Origin of the sequence: Streptomyces sp. NPDC007872 (genome assembly GCF_042868165.1) — a bacterium.
In the GTDB taxonomy this organism is placed as follows: domain Bacteria; phylum Actinomycetota; class Actinomycetes; order Streptomycetales; family Streptomycetaceae; genus Streptomyces.
On the sequence record NZ_JBIAEA010000002.1, the window covers coordinates 1 to 19,468 of the forward strand.

The 19,468-nt window shown below is 72.8% G+C and carries 15 protein-coding genes and 1 rRNA gene; 8 read left to right on the top strand and 8 right to left on the bottom strand.

The genetic code is table 11. The features are described 5' to 3' along the window. Nucleotides 1–92 (top strand): 5S ribosomal RNA (rrf, locus tag ACFYNX_RS05245); the annotation flags it as partial. An 83-nt stretch (nucleotides 93–175) separates the two neighbouring features. Here rrf and ACFYNX_RS05250 read toward each other — a convergent pair. The 5 genes from ACFYNX_RS05250 to ACFYNX_RS05270 are packed head-to-tail and all read right to left on the bottom strand — an operon-like array spanning nucleotide 176 to nucleotide 5,622. Beyond that, nucleotides 176–1,486 (bottom strand): DUF58 domain-containing protein, encoded by a 1,311-nt coding sequence (locus tag ACFYNX_RS05250; protein ID WP_388657879.1) that lies wholly within the window; start codon nucleotides 1,484–1,486, stop codon nucleotides 176–178. 12 nt (nucleotides 1,487–1,498) lie between these two features. Then, on the bottom strand, nucleotides 1,499–2,482 hold the full coding sequence (locus tag ACFYNX_RS05255) for an AAA family ATPase (protein WP_388657882.1): 984 nt from the start codon (nucleotides 2,480–2,482) through the stop codon (nucleotides 1,499–1,501). Beyond that, on the bottom strand, nucleotides 2,479–3,720 hold the full coding sequence (locus tag ACFYNX_RS05260) for a DUF4350 domain-containing protein (RefSeq protein ID WP_388657885.1): 1,242 nt from the start codon (nucleotides 3,718–3,720) through the stop codon (nucleotides 2,479–2,481). Before ACFYNX_RS05260 ends, ACFYNX_RS05255 begins: the two co-directional genes overlap by 4 nt. Then, nucleotides 3,717–4,409: a DUF4129 domain-containing protein gene (locus ACFYNX_RS05265; protein ID WP_388657888.1), complete on the bottom strand. Its 693-nt coding sequence runs from the start codon at nucleotides 4,407–4,409 to the stop codon at nucleotides 3,717–3,719. The genes ACFYNX_RS05260 and ACFYNX_RS05265 overlap by 4 nt, the downstream gene beginning before the upstream one ends. A 4-nt stretch (nucleotides 4,410–4,413) precedes the next feature. Continuing rightward, nucleotides 4,414–5,622: a hypothetical protein gene (locus ACFYNX_RS05270; RefSeq protein WP_388657891.1), complete on the bottom strand. Its 1,209-nt coding sequence runs from the start codon at nucleotides 5,620–5,622 to the stop codon at nucleotides 4,414–4,416. Between the two features lie 331 nt (nucleotides 5,623–5,953). Here ACFYNX_RS05270 and mtrA point away from each other — a divergent pair, with 331 nt between their 5' ends. The 6 genes from mtrA (at nucleotide 5,954) to ACFYNX_RS05300 (ending at nucleotide 13,476) form a co-directional block, all read left to right on the top strand. After that, complete coding sequence (mtrA, locus tag ACFYNX_RS05275; RefSeq protein ID WP_010356958.1) at nucleotides 5,954–6,631, top strand: two-component system response regulator MtrA; 678 nt, start codon at nucleotides 5,954–5,956, stop codon at nucleotides 6,629–6,631. A 1-nt stretch (nucleotide 6,632) separates the two neighbouring features. Further along, the gene (gene mtrB / locus ACFYNX_RS05280) at nucleotides 6,633–8,675 is read left to right on the top strand and encodes an MtrAB system histidine kinase MtrB (protein ID WP_365538924.1); all 2,043 of its coding nucleotides are present in this window, start codon (nucleotides 6,633–6,635) and stop codon (nucleotides 8,673–8,675) included. 97 nt (nucleotides 8,676–8,772) lie between these two features. Further along, nucleotides 8,773–10,533, top strand: coding sequence for an LpqB family beta-propeller domain-containing protein (locus ACFYNX_RS05285; RefSeq protein WP_365538921.1), 1,761 nt, complete (start codon nucleotides 8,773–8,775; stop codon nucleotides 10,531–10,533). Between the two features lie 154 nt (nucleotides 10,534–10,687). Continuing rightward, a complete protein-coding gene (locus tag ACFYNX_RS05290; RefSeq protein ID WP_388657897.1) occupies nucleotides 10,688–11,536 on the top strand; it encodes a ComF family protein in 849 nt (282 codons plus the stop codon). Nucleotides 11,537–11,830: 294 nt separating this feature from the next. Beyond that, complete coding sequence (gene hpf / locus ACFYNX_RS05295) at nucleotides 11,831–12,526, top strand: ribosome hibernation-promoting factor, HPF/YfiA family (protein ID WP_185893500.1); 696 nt, start codon at nucleotides 11,831–11,833, stop codon at nucleotides 12,524–12,526. 197 nt (nucleotides 12,527–12,723) lie between these two features. Then, nucleotides 12,724–13,476: a response regulator transcription factor gene (locus tag ACFYNX_RS05300; protein ID WP_125666680.1), complete on the top strand. Its 753-nt coding sequence runs from the start codon at nucleotides 12,724–12,726 to the stop codon at nucleotides 13,474–13,476. Between the two features lie 64 nt (nucleotides 13,477–13,540). Here the strand turns inward: ACFYNX_RS05300 and ACFYNX_RS05305 are convergent, their stop codons facing one another. Together ACFYNX_RS05305 and ACFYNX_RS05310 are read right to left on the bottom strand one after the other, a co-directional pair. Next, entirely contained in the window at nucleotides 13,541–14,710 is a 1,170-nt protein-coding gene (locus ACFYNX_RS05305; RefSeq protein WP_365538914.1) for a DNA glycosylase AlkZ-like family protein, read from the bottom strand. Between the two features lie 87 nt (nucleotides 14,711–14,797). After that, a complete protein-coding gene (locus ACFYNX_RS05310) occupies nucleotides 14,798–15,382 on the bottom strand; it encodes a GNAT family N-acetyltransferase (protein WP_388657902.1) in 585 nt (194 codons plus the stop codon). A gap of 240 nt (nucleotides 15,383–15,622) precedes the next feature. Between ACFYNX_RS05310 and secA the strand changes: the two genes are divergently transcribed. Beyond that, the gene (gene secA / locus ACFYNX_RS05315) at nucleotides 15,623–18,433 is read left to right on the top strand and encodes a preprotein translocase subunit SecA (RefSeq protein ID WP_388657905.1); all 2,811 of its coding nucleotides are present in this window, start codon (nucleotides 15,623–15,625) and stop codon (nucleotides 18,431–18,433) included. 128 nt (nucleotides 18,434–18,561) lie between these two features. Here secA and ACFYNX_RS05320 read toward each other — a convergent pair whose 3' ends face one another. Further along, entirely contained in the window at nucleotides 18,562–19,293 is a 732-nt protein-coding gene (locus ACFYNX_RS05320) for an Rv3235 family protein (protein ID WP_388657908.1), read from the bottom strand. Nucleotides 19,294–19,468 lie beyond the last annotated feature (175 nt).

Below are 19,468 nucleotides of genomic sequence, written 5' to 3' on the forward strand. Positions count from 1 at the left end.
CGCCCGGTTACATTCCGAACCCGGAAGCTAAGCCTTTCAGCGCCGATGGTACTGCAGGGGGGACCCTGTGGGAGAGTAGGACACCGCCGAACAATCATTGTGGGAAAGCCCCGCACCTTTATGGTGCGGGGCTTTTCTGCGTTCACGACCCCCTTTCCCCACCGCCCTTTCCGTTTCAGAGACGGCCGGCCGCCTTCAAGGCGAGGTACGCGTCCGCCAGAGTCGGGGCCAGCGTCTCGGGCGTGGCGTCGACGACCGTGGCGCCGTGACGTCGGAGCTGGTCCGCGGTGCGGGTGCGCTGGGACTGCGTCTGGGTGGCCGCGGCAGCCTCGTACACGCCCTCGAGCGTGCCGCGGTTCGTGGCCATGCAGGCGATGTGCGGGTCGGCCACGGAGGCCACCAGGAGCGTGTGGCGCTGGGTGAGCTGCGGGAGGACCGGGAGGAGGCCCTCCTCGACGGGAGCGGCGTCGAGGCCCGTCAACAGGACGATCAGGGAGCGGCGGGGGGCATGGGAGAGTGCGGTCGTGACCAGGCCGCGGGCGTCGGTCTCCACCAGCTCCGGTTCCAGAGGGGCGAGCGCGTCGGTGACGGCGGGCAGGACGTCGCCCGCGGAACGGCCTTGGACCTGGGCGCGGAGGCGGCGGTCGTAGGCCAGGAGGTCCACGCGGTCGCCGGCGCGGGAGGCGAGCGCGGTCAGGAGGAGGGCCGCGTCCATGGAGGCGTCCAGGCGCGGCACGTCACCGACGCGGCCGGCGGAGGTGCGGCCGGTGTCCAGGACGATCAGGACGTGCCGGTCGCGCTCGGGGCGCCAGGTGCGGACGGCGACCGCGGTCTGCCGGGCCGTGGCACGCCAGTCGATCGAGCGGGTGTCGTCGCCGGGCACGTACTCGCGGAGGCTGTCGAACTCGGTGCCCTCGCCGCGGGTCAGCACGCTGGTGCGGCCGTCGAGCTCGCGGAGCCGGGCGAGACGGGACGGCAGGTGCTTGCGGCTGGTGAACGGGGGCAGGACGCGGACGGTCCAGGGGACCTCGTGCCCGCCCTGGCGGGCCGCGAGGCCGAGGGGGCCGTACGAGCGGACCGTGATCCGCTCGGCGCGGCGGTCGCCCCGGCGGGTCGGGCGGAGGGACGTGGTGACGCGGCGGCGCTCGCCGGCGGGAACGGTGAGGCGTCGGCGCGAGGAGGCCTGTTCGGTGCCGGGAAGCCAACTGCTGGGCGGCCAGGCGTCCCTGAGCTGGGCGCGGAGACGACGGCGGGACGGGTTGGTGACCGTGAGCTGCACTTCTGCCGCGTCACCGAGTCGAACGGATGTGTCACCGCTTCGGGTGAATTGGAGCGTTCGTACTGGCGCGGCCAGGGCGTAGTCGCACAGTATTGCGAGTGAGAGGGGCGCGTTCACCGCGAGCATCCCCGTCCAGCTTGGGGCGAGGATGCCGACGGGGAGCGATCCGAGGGCCGCGAGCAGCGCGGTTCGTCCGGTGAGGGCCATGGGGCGCCGTTCTCAGCGGGGGACGGGGACGTGGGCGAGGATCGAGTGGATGACGGAGTCGGTGGTGACTCCCTCCATCTCGGCCTCGGGCCGCAGGTGGATGCGATGACGCAGGGTGGGGAGAGCGAGGGCCTTCACATCGTCCGGGGTGACGTAGTCCCGGCCGGTGAGCCAGGCCCAGGCGCGGGCGGTGGAGAGCAGGGCGGTGGCGCCTCGGGGAGAGACCCCGAGCGTGAGCGAGGGGGATTCACGCGTGGCACGGCAGATATCGACGACATAGCCGGCGATCTCGGCGGAGACCGAGACCTCGGCGACGGCGGTCCGGGCGGCTTCGAGCTCGGCGGGGCCCGCGACGGGGCGGACTCCGGCGGCCTTCAGGTCGCGGGGGTCGAAGCCCTCGGCGTGACGGGTGAGGACCTGGATCTCGTCCGCGCGTGAGGGCAGGGGGACCGTCAGCTTCAGCAGGAACCGGTCCAGTTGGGCTTCGGGGAGGGGGTAGGTGCCCTCGTACTCGACGGGGTTCTGGGTCGCCGCGACCAGGAACGGTTCGGGCAGGGGGCGCGGGGTGCCGTCGACCGTGACCTGACGCTCCTCCATGGCCTCCAGGAGGGAGGACTGGGTCTTCGGGGGCGTCCGGTTGATCTCGTCGGCGAGCAGCAGGTGGGTGAAGACCGGGCCCGGCTGGAAGGAGAACTCGGTGGTGCGGGCGTCGTAGACCAGGGAGCCGGTGACGTCGCTCGGCATCAGATCGGGGGTGAACTGGACTCGCTTGGTGTCGAGTTCGAGCGCGGCGGCGAGCGAGCGGACCAGCAGGGTCTTGGCGACGCCCGGGACGCCTTCGAGGAGGACGTGTCCCCGGCAGAGCAGGGCGACGACGAGACCGGTGACGGCGGGGTCCTGGCCGACCACTGTCTTCGCGATCTCGGTGCGCAGGGCCTCCAGGGAGGCGCGGGCGGCGTCCGAGTTCGTCGCGGTCTCGGGGGTCGGGGCGCTCATGAGGTGCGTACCTCTCTTTCGAGGGCGTCGAGTTGGTCCGCCAGGCGGATGAGGGTGGAGTCGTCGGCGGGAGCCGGGCCGAAGAGGAGGTCCTTGGAGTCCGCGGTGGTTCCGGGGAGACGGGCGGAGAGCGCGGGCAGGAGGAGTTCGGGGGAGTGGGCGTCCCGGGTGGGGACGCCGAGGAGCGGGGCGAGCCGGGTGCGGGTCGCGGTGCGCAGGACCGAGGCGGCGCGGTCGCGGGCGTTCGCCTTGCGGTAGAGGCGGGCGCGGCCCTCGGTGGCCTCGGAGGCGCGGAGCGCGACGGGGAGCCGCTCGGTCACCAGGGGGCCGAGGCGGCGGCCGCGCCAGACGGCGGCGAGCACGGCCGCGAGCGTGAGCTGGAGCGCGCCCCACAGCCAGCCGGAGGGGATGAGCGAGAGGAAGTTGCCGGTGGTGTCGTCGTCGGACGCGTCGGCGGAGGGGTCGTACAGGGAGGGGAGGTACCAGACGAGATGGGGCCGGGAGCCGAGGAGTTGCAGGGCGAGGGAGGCGTTGCCCTGCTGGTCGAGACGGGCGTTGTGGAGGAGGTCGGGCGAGCCGAGGAGGACGGTGTCGGTGGTGCCGGTGCCGGGGAGGCGGACCAGGGTCGGCAGGCCGTCGGAGGGATAGCAGGAGTCGGCGGTGGTGCCGGGGGCGACCTCGTAGCGCTCGCCGCCCAGGTCGACGCTGCCGGCGCGGGTGGCGGCGGGCAGGGTGCAGACGGGGGAGAGGTTCGTGACGGCGGCCCCGGGGGCGCTGGTGACCCCCGGGGCGAGCGTGCCGAGCGAGGGGGAGCCGGCGCCGAGGAGGACCGTGCGGCCGGCGGAGTTCCGCAGGGTGGAGCGGAGCGTCGAGAGCTGGGCGTCCGTCAGCAGGTCCGGGGCGGCGACCAGGAGGGTGGTGTCGGGGTGCGTGGCCGCCGTGGCCTCGTCGAGGGTGGTGGCGAGGGTGAGCGTGACGCCCCGCTCCTCGAGGAGTTCGGCGACGGCCCGGCTGCCGTGGGGGTCGGTGGAGCGGGGGTCGAGGGCGCCGTGGGAGCCGGCGGAGCGGACCGTGGCGAGGACGAGGCCGCCGATCAGGACCACGGCGACGACGAGGGCCGTGCCGCGGACACGGGTCCAGACCTGGCGGGCGGAAGGAGCGGTCGACGTGGTGCCGTTCGGAGCGGGCGCGGCCGGTGTGGTGGCGGGTGCCGGGGGACCGGTGGTCTCGCCGCTCATGCGGACGTCCCCGTGGAAGCGGTGTCGAGGGTGGGGCGGGTCCGCTCCAGGGCGGTGTCCAGCTCCTCGACGCGGCGGTACGCGGCCTCGTCGGCGGTGCGGCCGCCGTACGTGACGTCGTCGAAGGCGCGGGCCGCGAGGCGCAGGCCGTCCGCGTGGGCGGGCAGGGAGCGGCCCGCCTCGGCGGCCGCCTCGTCCGCGGTGCGGCCGGGGCGGGGGTCGAGCAGGGCGCGCTCTTCGAGGGAGCGGACGACGGCCCGCATCCGTTCCTGGACGGCCTCGTTCCAGCGGCCGGCGGAGGCGTGGCGGGCGGCGGCCTCCCGGTGGTCGCGGGCGGAGCGGGGGCCGTCCGCGAAGAGGGAGTCACCCGTGGTGGAGGAGGTCCGGCGGGGGGTGCCCAGGCGCCACCAGAGGGCGGCGACGAGCGCGACCACGGCCAGGACGATGACGACGAGGCCGAGCACCCCGCCCGGGGCGGCCTGGGACGCGGAGCCGAAGAGGTCGTCGAGCCACTCCCAGAAGCGGTCCAGGCCGCGCTGGAGGAGGCTCGGGTCGTTCTCGTGGTACCTCGGGTCGGACAGCTCCCGCTCCGCCGCCTCGCGGGCGGGGACACGGGAGATGTCCACCGGTACGTCGCCGTCGGCGCGCGGGCGCGTCAGTGCCGTGGCCGCGCCCCCCGTGCCCCTCACGCCGTCAGCCTCCGACGGTCTCGGCGCCGGGGACGGGATCGGGGCGGTTCGCGGCCCGGATCAGTTCGAGGTCCAGGGCTTCCCGGCGGATGCGCTGGTCCACGTAGAGGAGGACCGTCACACCCGCGGAGATCGGGTAGGTGACCGCGCTGGTGATCACGCCGCCGATTCCCGTGACGATCAGGAACGGCCAGCCGACGGAGTCGGCGGAGCCGGAGAGCAGTCCGGAGAGGGCCTCGCCGTCGACGACGAAGCCGATGATGGTGAACGGGATCGCGATGATCATCACGAACACGAAGATCAGCAGTTGTGTGAGCAGGGTGATGCCGAAGATCCGCCACCACGAGCCCCGGACCAGCTTCGCCGAGCGCGTCAGGGACTGGACCACGCTTCCGCGCTCCAGCATCAGGGCGGGGGAGGCGAGGCTGAAGCGGACCATCAGCCAGACGTTCAGGATCAGCGCGCCGAAACCGCCGAGGACGGCCAGGACGATGCCCGGGGCGCCGCCGACCAGGAGGCCGGGGAGCAGGCCGACGAGCATGATGCCGGCGCCCAGCGCCGCGAGCAGCAGGGTCAGGCCGAGCAGCGGGAGCAGGCGCGGGCGGGCCTCCCGCCAGGCGGTCCCCAGCGTGATCGGGCGGCCCAGGACCGCGCGGCTGACCACGACGGCGAGCAGGGCGGCGCTGACCGTCGACGCCACCAGGGTCACGAGCAGGTCGGGGCCCACGCCGATCAGCGAGGCCCGGGCCGATTCGAGGGACTGCCTCAGCTCCTTGGCGGGCGTGGCGTCCGGGTCGAGCGCCGGGGTCTTGGGGACGAGGTAGCGCTGGACCAGGGTGTGGGCGGTCTGGGCGAGCACCGCGACCGCGGCCGTGATGGTCAGCACCGTGCGCCAGTAGGCGCGGAGGGTCTTCACCGCGCTGTCGAGGATCTCGCCCATGCCCAGCGGGCGCAGGGGGATCACACCGGGCTTCGCGGCCGGCGGCCTGCCCCACTGCGCGCCGGGGGGCGGGGCTCCCCAGTTCCGGCCGGGGCCGGGTGGCGGCGTCCGGTCGGTGGGCGGGGACCACCGGCCGGCGGGCGGCTGGTCCTTGGACCACTGGGAGGTGGAGCCGTTCACGTCGGCCGGGCCGGCGGGGCGGGGGACGCCGGAGCCGTCCTGGCCGCCGGAAGGGGCTGATCCGGGCGAGGTCCAGCCCGGAGTGTCGTTCACGGTCGTCCACCTCGTGGGAATGGTCGCGGCGCCGGATCGGCGAACCGGCTCGGTCACGGCGGCCGACACCTGAACACGGCGGCGGGCCGGGTGCCATCGTGCCACGCGGGGCCCGCCCGTGGGCGGGAGCGGCCTCGTCGTTCGTAGCTTCGTCCGGACCTTCATTGTGCGGACGGCAGACGGCACACTGTGCGGATGCCCGATCCGGCCGTACGAACCGTGCGGCAGCGGGCCGAGCGGGTCGTTCTCCGCAAGATCACGACCCTGACAGGGGGAGACGCTGTGGGACAGGTCACGGCAGGTAACGATTGGCTAATGGGATGATGTCGATATGAAGGGACGCGTTCTTGTCGTCGACGACGACACCGCACTGGCCGAGATGCTCGGCATCGTGCTGCGGGGTGAAGGGTTCGAGCCGTCGTTCGTCGCGGACGGTGACAAGGCGCTTGCCGCTTTCAGGGAGGCGAAGCCCGACCTGGTGCTGCTCGACCTGATGCTGCCCGGCAGGGACGGCATCGAGGTGTGCCGGCTCATCCGGGCGGAGTCGGGAGTGCCGATCGTCATGCTCACGGCCAAGAGCGACACGGTCGACGTGGTCGTGGGCCTGGAGTCCGGCGCCGACGACTACATCGTGAAGCCGTTCAAGCCGAAGGAGCTCGTCGCCCGCATCCGGGCGCGGCTGCGGAGGTCCGAGGAGCCGGCTCCGGAGCAGCTCACCATCGGTGACCTGGTCATCGACGTGGCCGGGCACTCCGTGAAGCGGGACGGGCAGTCCATCGCCCTGACCCCGCTCGAGTTCGACCTCCTCGTCGCGCTCGCCCGCAAGCCGTGGCAGGTCTTCACCCGTGAGGTCCTCCTGGAGCAGGTGTGGGGCTACCGGCACGCGGCCGACACCCGGCTGGTGAACGTGCATGTCCAGCGGCTGCGCTCGAAGGTCGAGAAGGACCCCGAGCGCCCGGAGATCGTGGTGACCGTCCGCGGCGTCGGTTACAAGGCGGGACCGAGCTGACATGAGTACGGGCAGTGCTGCTCCGAAGCCCGGGGACCCGGGAAGCCGTACGGGGCGGGCTGCCGGACCGGGGCGGGGGGGCTCGCGTTCCGGCCGTCCGCCGCGCGGCGGACGGCTCCTCCAGGACGGTTCGCGGGGAGGGCCGGTCTTCCGGCTCCTCGCGCGCTGGATCCGGCGGCCCCTGCTGCCCGCCGTGCGTCTGTGGCGGCGGAACATCCAGCTCAGGATCGTCGCGGGCACCCTGCTGATGTCCCTCGGGGTCGTGCTGCTGCTCGGCATCGTCGTCATCGGACAGGTCCGCAACGGCCTGCTCGACGCCAAGGAGAAGGCCGCCCAGAGCCAGGCCGCCGGCGGGTTCTCCGCCGCCCAGGACCGGGCGGCGACCACCCCCGCGACGCCCGGGCAGCCGGACGGCGGGCGGGACGGCGCCTCCGTGAACTGGCGCTCCACGCTGGTCGAGCAGCTCGCCAGCGGCGGGCAGAGCGCCTTCAACGTGGTCGCGCTCTCCCTCGACACCGGTGACACCGCGAGCCGGGGCGTCCGGGCCTCGGGCGAGGTCGACCCGGTCGCGAGCATCCCCGGCGACCTGCGGCACTTGGTGGCGCAGAGCACCGACACCTTGCAGAAGTTCACGCGGATCCACTACACCAGCAGCAAGGCGTCCGAGCCCGGCCTGGTGATCGGCAAGCGGCTGAACGACGCCGAGGGCACCCAGTACGAGCTGTACTACCTCTTCCCGCTGACCCAGGAGGAGGACTCCCTCACCCTGGTCAAGGGCACCCTGGCGACCGCCGGGCTCTTCGTCGTGGTGCTGCTCGGGGCGATCGCCTGGCTCATGGTGCGCCAGGTCGTCACGCCCGTGCGGATGGCCGCGGGGATCGCCGAGCGGCTCTCGGCCGGGCGTCTCCAGGAGCGGATGAAGGTCACCGGCGAGGACGACATCGCGCGGCTCGGCGAGGCCTTCAACAAGATGGCCCAGAACCTCCAGCTCAAGATCCAGCAGTTGGAGGAGCTGTCGCGGATGCAGCGGCGGTTCGTCTCGGACGTCTCGCACGAGCTGCGCACCCCGCTGACCACGGTCCGGATGGCGGCCGACGTCATCCACGAGGCCCGCGTCGACTTCGATCCCGTCACCGCACGTTCCGCCGAGCTCCTCGGCGACCAGCTCGACCGTTTCGAGTCGCTGCTCTCCGACCTCCTGGAGATCAGCCGCTTCGACGCGGGCGCGGCCGCCCTGGAGGCCGAGCCGATAGACCTGCGCCAGGTCGTGCGCCGGGTCATAGGCGGCGCCGAGCCCCTCGCCGAGCGCAAGAACACCCGGATCGTGGTCGTCGGCGACCAGCAGCCCGTGGTGGCCGAGGCGGACGCCCGCCGCGTGGAGCGGGTCCTGCGCAACCTCGTCGTCAACGCCGTCGAGCACGGCGAGGGCCGGGACGTGGTGGTGAAGCTGGCCGCCGCGGGCGGGGCCGTCGCCGTCGCCGTCCGCGACTACGGCGTCGGACTGAAGCCGGGCGAGGCGACGCGGGTGTTCAACCGGTTCTGGCGCGCCGACCCGGCCCGTGCCCGCACCACCGGCGGCACCGGCCTGGGCCTGTCGATCGCCGTCGAGGACGCCCGGCTGCACGGCGGCTGGCTCCAGGCCTGGGGCGAGCCCGGCGGCGGTTCGCAGTTCCGGCTCACCCTGCCGCGCACGGCGGACGAGCCGCTGCGGGGCTCCCCGATACCCCTGGAGCCCGAGGACTCGCGCCGCAACCGTGAGCAGGCGGCCGCGGGCCGGGCGCGGGAGGACGCCCGCCGGGCGGCGGTGCCGGCCCAGTCCGGCGGGGACCGGGCGGCGCTCCCGGTGCCGCCGCGGCTGCCCGGGGCGCCCCGGGCGACCGTCGACCCGACGGCGCTGCCCGGCAGCGGGGCCCGGGTGGTGGCGCGGGCGGCGACGGACACCGACGGCCGCGGGACGAACACGGCGACGGCCGGCCGGAACGGCGACGGGAACGACCGGGGGAACGGGAACGCGGAGCGGGAGGACGGGACACGTGGGCGCTGACTCCCGAGCGGAGCACGCGGGGCGGGGACGGGGACGGGCCGCACGGACGACGGTGCTGGCCGCGTGCGGCGCCCTTCTGGCGGGCGGCTGCGCGACGATGCCCGACAGCGGGGACGTACAGCCGGTGAAGGGCTCCAACACGGGGGACTCGCAGGTGCGGGTCTATGCCGTCGCCCCCCGCGAGAACGCGGACCCGAACGAGATCGTCGACGGCTTCCTGGAGGCCATGACCAGTGACGACCCCGGGTTCGCCACCGCCCGCAAGTACCTGACGAAGAAGGCCGCGGGCACCTGGAAGCCGGAGCAGAGCATCACCGTGCTCGCCACCGCGCCCAACCGCAAGCAGGCCGACCGCAACGCCGATCCCGACAAGGAGGGCCGGGTCTACCCGCTCGCCGGCCGCAAGATCGCGACCGTGGACGCCCGCCACGCGTACGAGCCGATCAGCCCCGCCGACTACCTGTGGTCGATCCACGTCGTGCAGCAGCCGACGGCCAACGGCAAGGGCAAGGAGTGGCGCATCGACAGCCTCCCGCCCGGCCTGGTCCTCGGCGAGGCCGACTTCCTCCGCAACTACCGCTCGGTCAACAAGTACTACTTCGCCTCAGGGGAGGACTGGGTCGTCGCCGATCCCGTCTACATCCGGCAGCGGCAGGACCCGGTCACGCGGATGGACCCGGTGACCCAGACCGTCAAGGCGCTGCTCGACGGTCCGACGAACTGGCTGAAGCAGGCCGTCGACTCCAGCTTCCCCTCCCGCACGACGCTGAAGGCCGGGGTCACCTCGCTGGCGACGGACGACCAGTCCACGCTGAAGGTGCCGCTCCAGTTCGAGGGGAGGCAGGTCGACGGGGTGGCGTGCCGGCGGATGGCGGCACAGCTCCTGTTCACGCTGCGCGACCTGCCGTCCGTACGGGTCGAGCAGGTGGAGCTCCTGGGCGAGGCGGGTTCGCTGTGCCGGCTCGGCAAGGGGCAGGCGGCCGAGTTCGCGGCGGTCCCGGAGACCGACCTCGACGAGAAGCCGTACTTCGTCGACGACGAGGGCAGGCTGAGGAAGCTGATGGTCGCGGGCAAGGAGACGGCCTCGCCGGTCGTCGTGCCCGGGCCGCTCGGCAAGGGCACGGTGCGGCTCGGCTCGATCGCCGTCGACCGGGGCGAGACCCGGGCGGCCGGGGTCGACGAGGCCGGCCGGCGCCTGTTCGTCTCCTCGATCACCACGGAGCAGGCCTCCCAGCCGCCCGTCGTGGAGAGCGGTGGCGTCCGACCCGAGGACCGTCTCTCCGCGCCCAGTTGGGGCGGCCGGGGCGATCTGTGGGTCGCCGACCGGAACCCCGCCCAGCGCAAGCTGTGGATGGTGCCGGGCGGTACCGGCAAGCGCGTCGAGGTCCGCACGCCGTGGCTGGGGGACGACCGGATCGAGTCGCTGCGGGTCTCCGCCGACGGCGTCCGGATCGCCCTGGTGATCAGGCGGGGCGAGCGCACCACCCTCCAGATCGGCCGGATCGAGCGGCACACGACGGACGAGGAGGCCACCGTCTCGGTGGTGGACCTCCAGCCCGCCGCCCCCCGGCTGGAATCCGTCACGGCCGTCTCCTGGGCCGGGCCGAGCCGGCTCGTCGTGGTCGGCAAGGAGGCGGGGGGCGTGCAGCAGATCCGCTACCTCCAGACGGACGGCTCGACCTCCACGACCTCGGTGCTCCCCGGTCTGAACGGGGTGAGTTCGGTGTCCGCGCCGCACACGGAGTCGGTGGAGACGCCCATGGTGGCCGACTCCGAGGACGGCATCGTCCGGCTGCCGCCGGGGACGAACTGGCAGCCGGTGGTGAAGGACGGGGACTCGCCGGTCTACCCCGGCTAGACGGGCCTCCCGCCGGTCGCCCGCGCCGGTCCGTGCGGGCACCTGACGTACTTCCGGGGTCTCGCGGCCCCTCCTGAAGAGCGCCGGGGACGGCGGCCGCCGGGGGTTTTCCACAGGGGTGGCCGAGGAGCGCGGAAAGGCGCACAGTGGAGCCATGCGGGGGTGGTGGCGCGAGATCGCCGGGCTGGTGCTGCCGGTCGCCTGCGGAGGCTGCGGCAGACCGCGGACCGAGCTGTGCCCGGAGTGCGCGCGGGCGCTGACCGGGACGGGGCCGCGCCGGGTGCGGCCGGCATCCGAGCCCGCCGGGCTGCCCGTGGTGCACGCCGCCGCGCCCTACGCCGACGCCGTACGGGAAGTGCTCCTCGCCCACAAGGAGCGCGGGGCGCTCGCGCTCGCCGGGCCCCTGGGCGGCGCCCTGGCCGGGGCCGTGGAGGCCGCCGCCGGGGCCGTGGCGGGGTCCGGGGGAGGGCCGCTGCTCCTCGTACCGGTGCCGTCCTCGCGGCGTTCCGTACGGGCGCGCGGCCACGATCCGACGCGGCGGATCGCCCTGGCGGCGGCCGCCCGGTTGCGGCGGTCCGGGCGGGACGCGCGGGTGGCGCCGGTCCTGAGGCAGCGGCGGTACGTGGCGGACCAGGCCGGGCTCGGGGCGCGCGGGCGCCTCGCGAACCTGTCCGGGGCCCTCGAAGTCGTGCCGGGCGGCGCGCGCCTGCTCGCGACGGGACCGGCGGCGGGACGCACGACAGGACGCACAGCGGGACCGGCGGGGACGGTGGTGCTCGTGGACGACCTGATGACCACCGGTGCCTCGCTGGCGGAGGCGGCCCGTGCCCTCGGAGCCGTACACCTTTCGTTCATTTCTGAAATACCGCACGGTTTACCGGCCGGTTTTGCGCAGCGCGGATTCGAACGGCGGGCGGCGGCCGTGGTCGCATCCTCTCCCGCTTCGTTCGAAATAAACCGGAACTCTTCGAGATCTTGGAACGTTGCAGGTGGTGAGAGGTGAAAACGCTCGAACGGAGGTATGTCGCGGCAGCGGGTGCCGACACCCGTCCGAAGGGGCTATGTTCGGTTGTGAGGAATGGCGAAAGCCATCGCCTCGCCGAATACATGGTTGCGCCTCTGGACAGGAGTTCAGGGCGAATTAACCTCCTGTCGGTGGGGTGGGGATCTTGCCCACCGGGGAGGAGGAGGTGAAAGTCGCCGAGTCCGAGCTCCGGTAAACCGCCGGAGTCTGGTGCAAAGGGAGATGCCCGGCGGTCGAGGAACCGGTCCGGGCGATCCGGGAACGGAGTTCTGCGTGGACATCGTCGTCAAGGGCCGCAAGACCGAGGTGCCCGAGCGGTTCCGCAAGCACGTGGCCGAGAAGCTGAAGCTGGAGAAGATCCAGAAGCTCGACGGCAAGGTGATCAGCCTCGACGTCGAGGTGTCCAAGGAGCCCAACCCGCGGCAGGCCGACCGGTCCGACCGTGTGGAGATCACCCTCCACTCCCGCGGCCCGGTGATCCGGGCGGAGGCTGCGGCGGCCGATCCGTACGCGGCGCTCGACCTCGCCAGTGACAAGCTCGAGGCGCGACTGCGCAAGCAGCACGACAAGCGGTACACCCGCCGTGGCAACGGCCGGCTGTCGGCGGCCGAGGTCGGGGACGTCGTGCCCGGCGTCGCCGAGTTCGACGGGGAGGGCAACCTCGTCCCGGGTGAGACCGACGAGGTGCCGACCAGGATGGTGGGCTCGATCGAGGTCCAGGGCGACGGTCCGCTCGTGGTCCGCGAGAAGACCCACAAGGCCGCGCCGATGACGCTCGACCAGGCGCTCTACGAGATGGAGCTGGTCGGGCACGACTTCTATCTCTTCGTCGACTCCGACACCAAGCAGCCGAGCGTCGTCTACCGGCGACACGCGTACGACTACGGCGTCATCCACCTGGAGAGCGACCCGCTCGCCGAGAGCGACCCGCTCGCCGACGGCGGCGCCGGCGGTGCGCTCGGCGGCTGACCGCCGCCCCGCACCACCCACACCTCACGGTGCCCCTGGAGCGCACGGCGCGCCCCCAGGGGCACCCCCGTGCGTCCATGGATCGACCCGCAGCCGCCCGGGCATGAAATCATGGCGTGCACGCCAACCGGTGCTTCCTGGGCACCGGTTGGAGGACCGAAAACGAATTCAGGCCACGGCCTTCAGGGGGAGGAACGATGGCGGACAGCTTCGGGCCGGTGCTCAGCGGGCGCGAGCACGGTGAGTCGGTCCCGGAGGGATCGGATTCGGACAGCGGCACGTTCCGCAAGGAGCCGATCCGGGTCCTCGTCGTGGACGACCACGCCCTTTTCCGGCGCGGTCTGGAGATCGTTCTCTTCCACGAAGAGGACATCCAGGTCGTCGGAGAGGCCGGCGACGGGGCCGAGGCCGTCGAAAAGGCGGCCGATCTGCTGCCGGACATCGTCCTGATGGACGTGCGGATGCCCCGGCGCGGCGGCATCGAGGCGTGCACCACCATCAAGGAGGTGGCCCCCAGCGCGAAGATCATCATGCTGACGATCAGCGACGAGGAGGCCGACCTCTACGAGGCGATCAAGGCGGGGGCCACCGGGTACCTCCTCAAGGAGATCTCCACCGACGAGGTCGCCACGGCGATCCGCGCGGTCGCGGACGGGCAGTCGCAGATCAGCCCCTCCATGGCGTCCAAGCTCCTCACCGAGTTCAAGTCGATGATCCAGCGGACCGACGAGCGCAGGCTCGTGCCCGCGCCCCGGCTGACCGACCGCGAGCTGGAGGTCCTCAAGCTCGTCGCGACCGGGATGAACAACCGGGACATCGCCAAGGAGCTGTTCATCTCCGAGAACACGGTGAAGAACCACGTCCGGAACATCCTGGAGAAGCTCCAACTGCACTCCCGGATGGAGGCGGTGGTGTACGCGATGCGGGAGAAGATCCTGGAGATCCGCTGAGGCTCCGGCCCCTCCCGCGCCCCGACCCCCCCGTACCCCCGGCCCCTCCCGAGACCCCCGGGCCTCAGCCCAGTTCCCGTACCAGTTCCGGGGCCAGGGCCGGGAGGTTCACGCGGTCCGGGAGGACCGTCACCGTGTCGCAGCCGACCCACTCGGCCGCCTCGCGCAGGGCACGGGCCACCGCCGGGACCGCCTTCGGGCCGTCCAGGGTCACCTGGCGGGCCACCAGCGTCCGGCCCTCGCGGGCCGGGTCCACCCGGCCGACCAGCCGGCCGCCGGCGAGCACCGGCATCGCGAAGTAGCCGTGCACCCGCTTCTGCTTCGGCACGTACGCCTCCAGGCGGTGCGTGAAGCCGAAGATCCGCTCCGTGCGGGCCCGTTCCCAGATCAGCGAGTCGAACGGCGAGAGCAGCGTCGTGCGGTGCCGGCCGCGCGGCTCGGTCGCCAGGGCCGCCGGGTCCGCCCAGGCGGGCTTCCCCCAGCCCGCCACCGTCACCGGCACGAGCCCCGACGCCTCGACCGCCGCGTCGAACTGCTCGCCCTTGAGCCGGTGGTAGTCGGCGATGTCCGCGCGCGTGCCCACGCCGAGGGCCTCGCCCGCCTGCCGGACCAGGCGCCGCACGCACTCGGCGTCGTCCAGGTCGTCGTGGCGCAGCGCCTCGGGGATCGCCCGCTCGGCCAGGTCGTACACCCGCTTCCAGCCGCGCCGCTCGACGACCACCACCTCGCCGTACATCAGCGCCCGCTCCACGGCGACCTTGGAGTCGGACCAGTCCCACCACTCGCCCTTGTTCTTCGCGCCGCCCAGCTCGGTCGCCGTGCGCGGCCCCTCGTCCCGCAACTGGGCGATCACCTTGTCGTACGCCCCGGGCGACAGCTCGTGGCCCCAGTGCGGGCGGCCGCGGTAGGCGCGTCGGCGGAAGGCGAAGAGCGGCCACTCCTCGACGGGCAGCACGCAGGCGGCGTGCGACCAGTACTCGAAGGCGTGCGTCCCGGTCCAGTACGCGTCCTCCACCGTCGTACGGCCCACGGCGCCCAGGCGCGCGTACGGGATCAGCTCGTGCGAGCGGGCCAGGACCGAAATGGTGTCGAGCTGGACCTGGCCGAGGCTCCGCAGCACCCCGCGCACACCGGCGCGGCGGTCGGGCGCGCCCAGGAACCCCTGGGCGCGCAGCGCGATCCTGCGGGCTTCGTCGGCGGACAGTTCGGCGGCGGGGCGCGGCACAGTCGTCATGGACCGCACCCTAGGCCTTCGCACTGACAGCCCGGCACCGGCACCCGGCACCGGCGGCCCGGCGCCGACGCCCGGAGCGGGACCCCGTCAGGCCGCCGGGAGGTCGCGCGCGGGCAGGTACGGCAGGGGGCTCGGCAGGCCGAAGTCGGAGGGGAGCAGGGCGCCGACCCAGGCGTCCCGGAGCGTGCCCTTGTTGGGCAGGCCGGCGCGCTGGACGCCCTCGACGAGGAAGCCGACGCGCTCGGCCACCGCGCGCGAGCCGGTGTTGCCCACCTCGGCGCGCCACACCAGGCGGGTGCAGCCGAGGCCGGTGAAGGCCCAGTGGGCCAGGGCGCGGACGATCTCCGTCATGTGGCCGTGGCCGCGGTGGTCCGGGGCCAGCCAGTAGCCGACCTCCCAGGTGCCCGAGCCGCAGTCCCTCAGGGAGGCCGCAGCGAGCAGCGGGCCCCCGGCCAGCGGTTCGGCGGCGAAGACGTACTCGGTGTCCTCGCGCCAGCCGTCGGGCACCAGGCGGTTCAGGAAGAAGTCGGCGTCCTGCCGGGTGTAGGGGTCGGGGACGGTGGTCCAGCGCCGGATGGCGGGGTCCTGGCAGATCGCGTACACGGCGTCGGCGTCGCCGGGGACGGGGTTGCGCAGCCGCAGCCGGTCGGTGGTGAGGGTGATCGGGTCCATGCCGGGGATTGTGGTGACCGGTCCGGGTGGAAGCGAACACTTTTCGGGCGGGGCGGCACCTTCCGCCCGCCTCGTGCGTTCTCATTCCGGGCGGGCGTACGGCTCCGGCACTGCGGGCCTCCCTGTGCGAGGGCGGTCTCGCTTACGATGGCCGTTGCGGTGGGGACCACCTGCCGTGCCCGCGCTCGTGTCCATGACAAGACCCAGTGCCAGGCCCGACCGGCAAGGAGACCAGCCTCAGTGTCCGTCTTCAACAAGCTCATGCGTGCAGGCGAAGGCAAGATCCTGCGCAAACTGCACCGCATCGCGGACCAGGTCAACTCCATCGAAGAGGACTTCGTCAACCTCTCCGACGCCGAGTTGCGGGCGCTCACCGACGAGTACAAGCAGCGGTACGCCGACGGCGAGAGCCTCGACGACCTGATGCCCGAAGCCTTCGCGACGGTGCGCGAGGCCGCCAAGCGCGTCCTCGGCCAGCGTCACTACGACGTCCAGCTCATGGGCGGCGCCGCCCTCCACCTGGGCTACGTCGCCGAGATGAAGACCGGTGAGGGCAAGACCCTCGTCGGCACCCTCCCGGCGTACCTCAACGCGCTCTCCGGCAAGGGCGTGCACCTGATCACGGTCAACGACTACCTGGCCGAGCGCGACTCCGAGCTCATGGGCCGGGTCCACCGCTTCCTCGGCCTGGACGTCGGCTGCATCCTCGCCAACATGACGCCGGCCCAGCGCCGCGAGCAGTACAACTGCGACATCACGTACGGCACGAACAACGAGTTCGGCTTCGACTACCTCCGCGACAACATGGCGTGGTCCAAGGACGAGCTCGTCCAGCGCGGCCACAACTTCGCCTGTGTCGACGAGGTCGACTCCATCCTCGTCGACGAGGCCCGTACGCCGCTGATCATCTCCGGCCCGGCCGACCAGGCGACCAAGTGGTACGGCGACTTCGCCAAGCTGGTCACCCGCCTGACCAAGGGCGAGCCCGGCAACCCGCTCAAGGGCATCGAGGAGACCGGCGACTACGAGGTCGACGAGAAGAAGCGCACGGTCGCCATCCACGAGGCGGGCGTCGCCAAGGTCGAGGACTGGCTGGGCATCGACAACCTCTACGAGTCGGTGAACACCCCGCTCGTCGGTTACCTGAACAACGCCATCAAGGCGAAGGAACTGTTCAAGAAGGACAAGGACTACGTCGTCATCGACGGCGAGGTCATGATCGTCGACGAGCACACCGGCCGCATCCTCGCCGGCCGCCGCTACAACGAGGGCATGCACCAGGCGATCGAGGCGAAGGAGGGGGTGCAGATCAAGGACGAGAACCAGACGCTCGCCACGATCACCCTCCAGAACTTCTTCCGCCTGTACGACAAGCTGTCCGGCATGACCGGTACGGCCATGACCGAGGCCGCCGAGTTCCACCAGATCTACAAGCTCGGCGTCGTCCCGATCCCGACGAACAAGCCGATGATCCGCAAGGACCAGTCGGACCTGATCTACCGGACCGAGGTCGCGAAGTTCGCCGCCGTCGTCGACGACATCGCGGAGAAGCACGAGAAGGGCCAGCCGATCCTGGTCGGCACGACCTCCGTCGAGAAGTCCGAGTACCTCTCGCAGCAGCTCTCCAAGCGCGGTATCCAGCACGAGGTGCTCAATGCCAAGCACCACGAGCGCGAGGCCAGCATCGTCGCCCAGGCCGGCCGCCGCGGCGCCGTCACCGTCGCCACGAACATGGCCGGCCGCGGTACGGACATCAAGCTCGGCGGCAACCCGGACGACCTCGCCGAGGCCGAGCTGCGCCAGGCGGGCCTGGACCCGGTCGAGCACGTCGAGGAGTGGGCCGCGGCCCTGCCCGCCGCCCTGGAGCGCGCCGAGAAGGCCGTGAAGGCGGAGTTCGAGGAGGTCAAGGACCTCGGCGGCCTGTACGTCCTGGGCACCGAGCGCCACGAGTCCCGCCGCATCGACAACCAGCTCCGCGGCCGTTCCGGCCGTCAGGGCGACCCCGGCGAGTCGCGCTTCTACCTCTCCCTCGGCGACGACCTGATGCGCCTGTTCAAGGCGCAGATGGTCGAGCGCGTGATGGCCATGGCCAACGTCCCGGACGACGTGCCGATCGAGAACAAGATGGTCACCCGCGCCATCGCCTCCGCGCAGTCGCAGGTCGAGACGCAGAACTTCGAGACCCGCAAGAACGTCCTCAAGTACGACGAGGTGCTCAACCGGCAGCGCGAGGTCATCTACGGCGAGCGCCGCCGCGTCCTGGAGGGCGAGGACCTGCACGAGCAGATCCAGCACTTCATGGACGACACGATCGACGACTACATCCGCCAGGAGACCGCCGAGGGCTTCGCGGAGGAGTGGGACCTCGACCGCCTGTGGAACGCGTTCAAGCAGCTCTACCCGGTGAAGGTCACCGTGGAGGAGCTGGAGGACGCGGCCGGGGACCGGGCGGGCATCACCGCCGAGTTCATCGCCGAGTCCATCAAGGACGACATCCACGAGCAGTACGAGGCGCGCGAGAAGCAGCTCGGCTCGGAGATCATGCGCGAGCTGGAGCGGCGCGTGGTCCTGTCCGTCCTGGACCGCAAGTGGCGCGAGCACCTCTACGAGATGGACTACCTCCAGGAGGGCATCGGCCTGCGCGCCATGGCGCAGAAGGACCCGCTGGTCGAGTACCAGCGCGAGGGCTTCGACATGTTCACCGCCATGATGGAGGGCATCAAGGAGGAGTCCGTCGGCTACCTGTTCAACCTGGAGGTCCAGGTCGAGCAGCAGGTCGAGGAGGTCCCGGTGCAGGCGACCGCCCCCTCGCTGGACAAGGGCGACGCGGTGCCGGCCGGTGCCGGGCGTCCGGAGATCCGCGCCAAGGGGCTCGACGCCCCGCAGCGGCCTGACCGGCTGCACTTCTCCGCGCCGACCGTGGACGGCGACGGCGGTGTCGTCGAGGGCGACTTCTCGTCCGGCGACGCGGACTCCGGCGACGGGCTGACCCGCGCGGAGCGGCGCAAGGCGCAGAAGAACGCGGGCGGCGGGCGCCGCCGCAAGAAGTGACGCGCTGAGCTTCGGCGAGCTTGGGCGTACGAGGGGCCGTTCACCCGGTGGGGTGGGCGGCCCCTTCGCCGTGTCCGTTCCGGCGTCACGCGGGGTGGGCGGGCCTCTTCGCCGTGTCCGTCCCGCCGTCACGTCGTGCCCAGGCCGTCGAGCTCCACGGCCGCGCAGCGCCAGCGCCGGTCGGCGCCGCGCTCCAGGCGGAACGCCATCGCCCGCACGCGGGCGCCGGTCGCGATGGTCGCGAAGGCCTCGACGGCGTCCTGGGCGGGATGCGTCTGGACCGAGCAGCGGCGCAGGACCGGGCGCGGGCCGAGGGAGCGCAGGGGCGTCTCCGGGGCGAGCCGGACGAGCTGCTCGTACGCCTCGCCGAGGGTGTGGCCGAGCATCCAGTGCACCGGCCGCTCCCCGCTCAGGACGGCGAGCAGGCGCTCGGCGAAGACGGTGTGCGGCGGGAGCGCGCGGGGCGCGCCGCGCTCGGGCGTACGCGGGCGCGTGCCGGCGGAGCCGCGCGGCCGGGTCCCGGCGGGACCGCCCGGAGCGGTGCGGGGGCGCGGGGTGCGGGGACGACGGGTGGCACCGCCGAGGGACGGGACGGGGAGGGCGGCCGGGGGCGTCGCCGCGGAGGCGGCCGCGGTGGCCTGGGCGAGGGCTGCTGTGGTGGCCGTGGCGGGGACGGCGGCCGGGGCGAGGGCCGTGGTGGCCGTGGCGAGTTCGGCGGCCGGAGGTGCGGTGGGGACGGCCGCCGGAGCCGTGGCGTCGGGCCGGGGTGCGGTGGGTGCGGCGGTCGGGGGCGTGGCCGGAGGCGGGGTGGGGGCGGTGGTCGGAGTCGTGTCGGTCGTCGTCGTGAGCGTGGTGGTCATGGTGGTCCCCTGTCGTTCCGTAACCGGGCAGTACCAGTCAGTAACTTCCGTTGGGGACCTTGTACGGCGGGAGGCTCGGGCATCGCAAGGCGCCGGCCGCTCCGGGGCGGTCCGGAACGGGATCACCTATCCGGGTGACGCGGTCGGAAATCGGGTCTCCGGCGCTTCGGCGTAC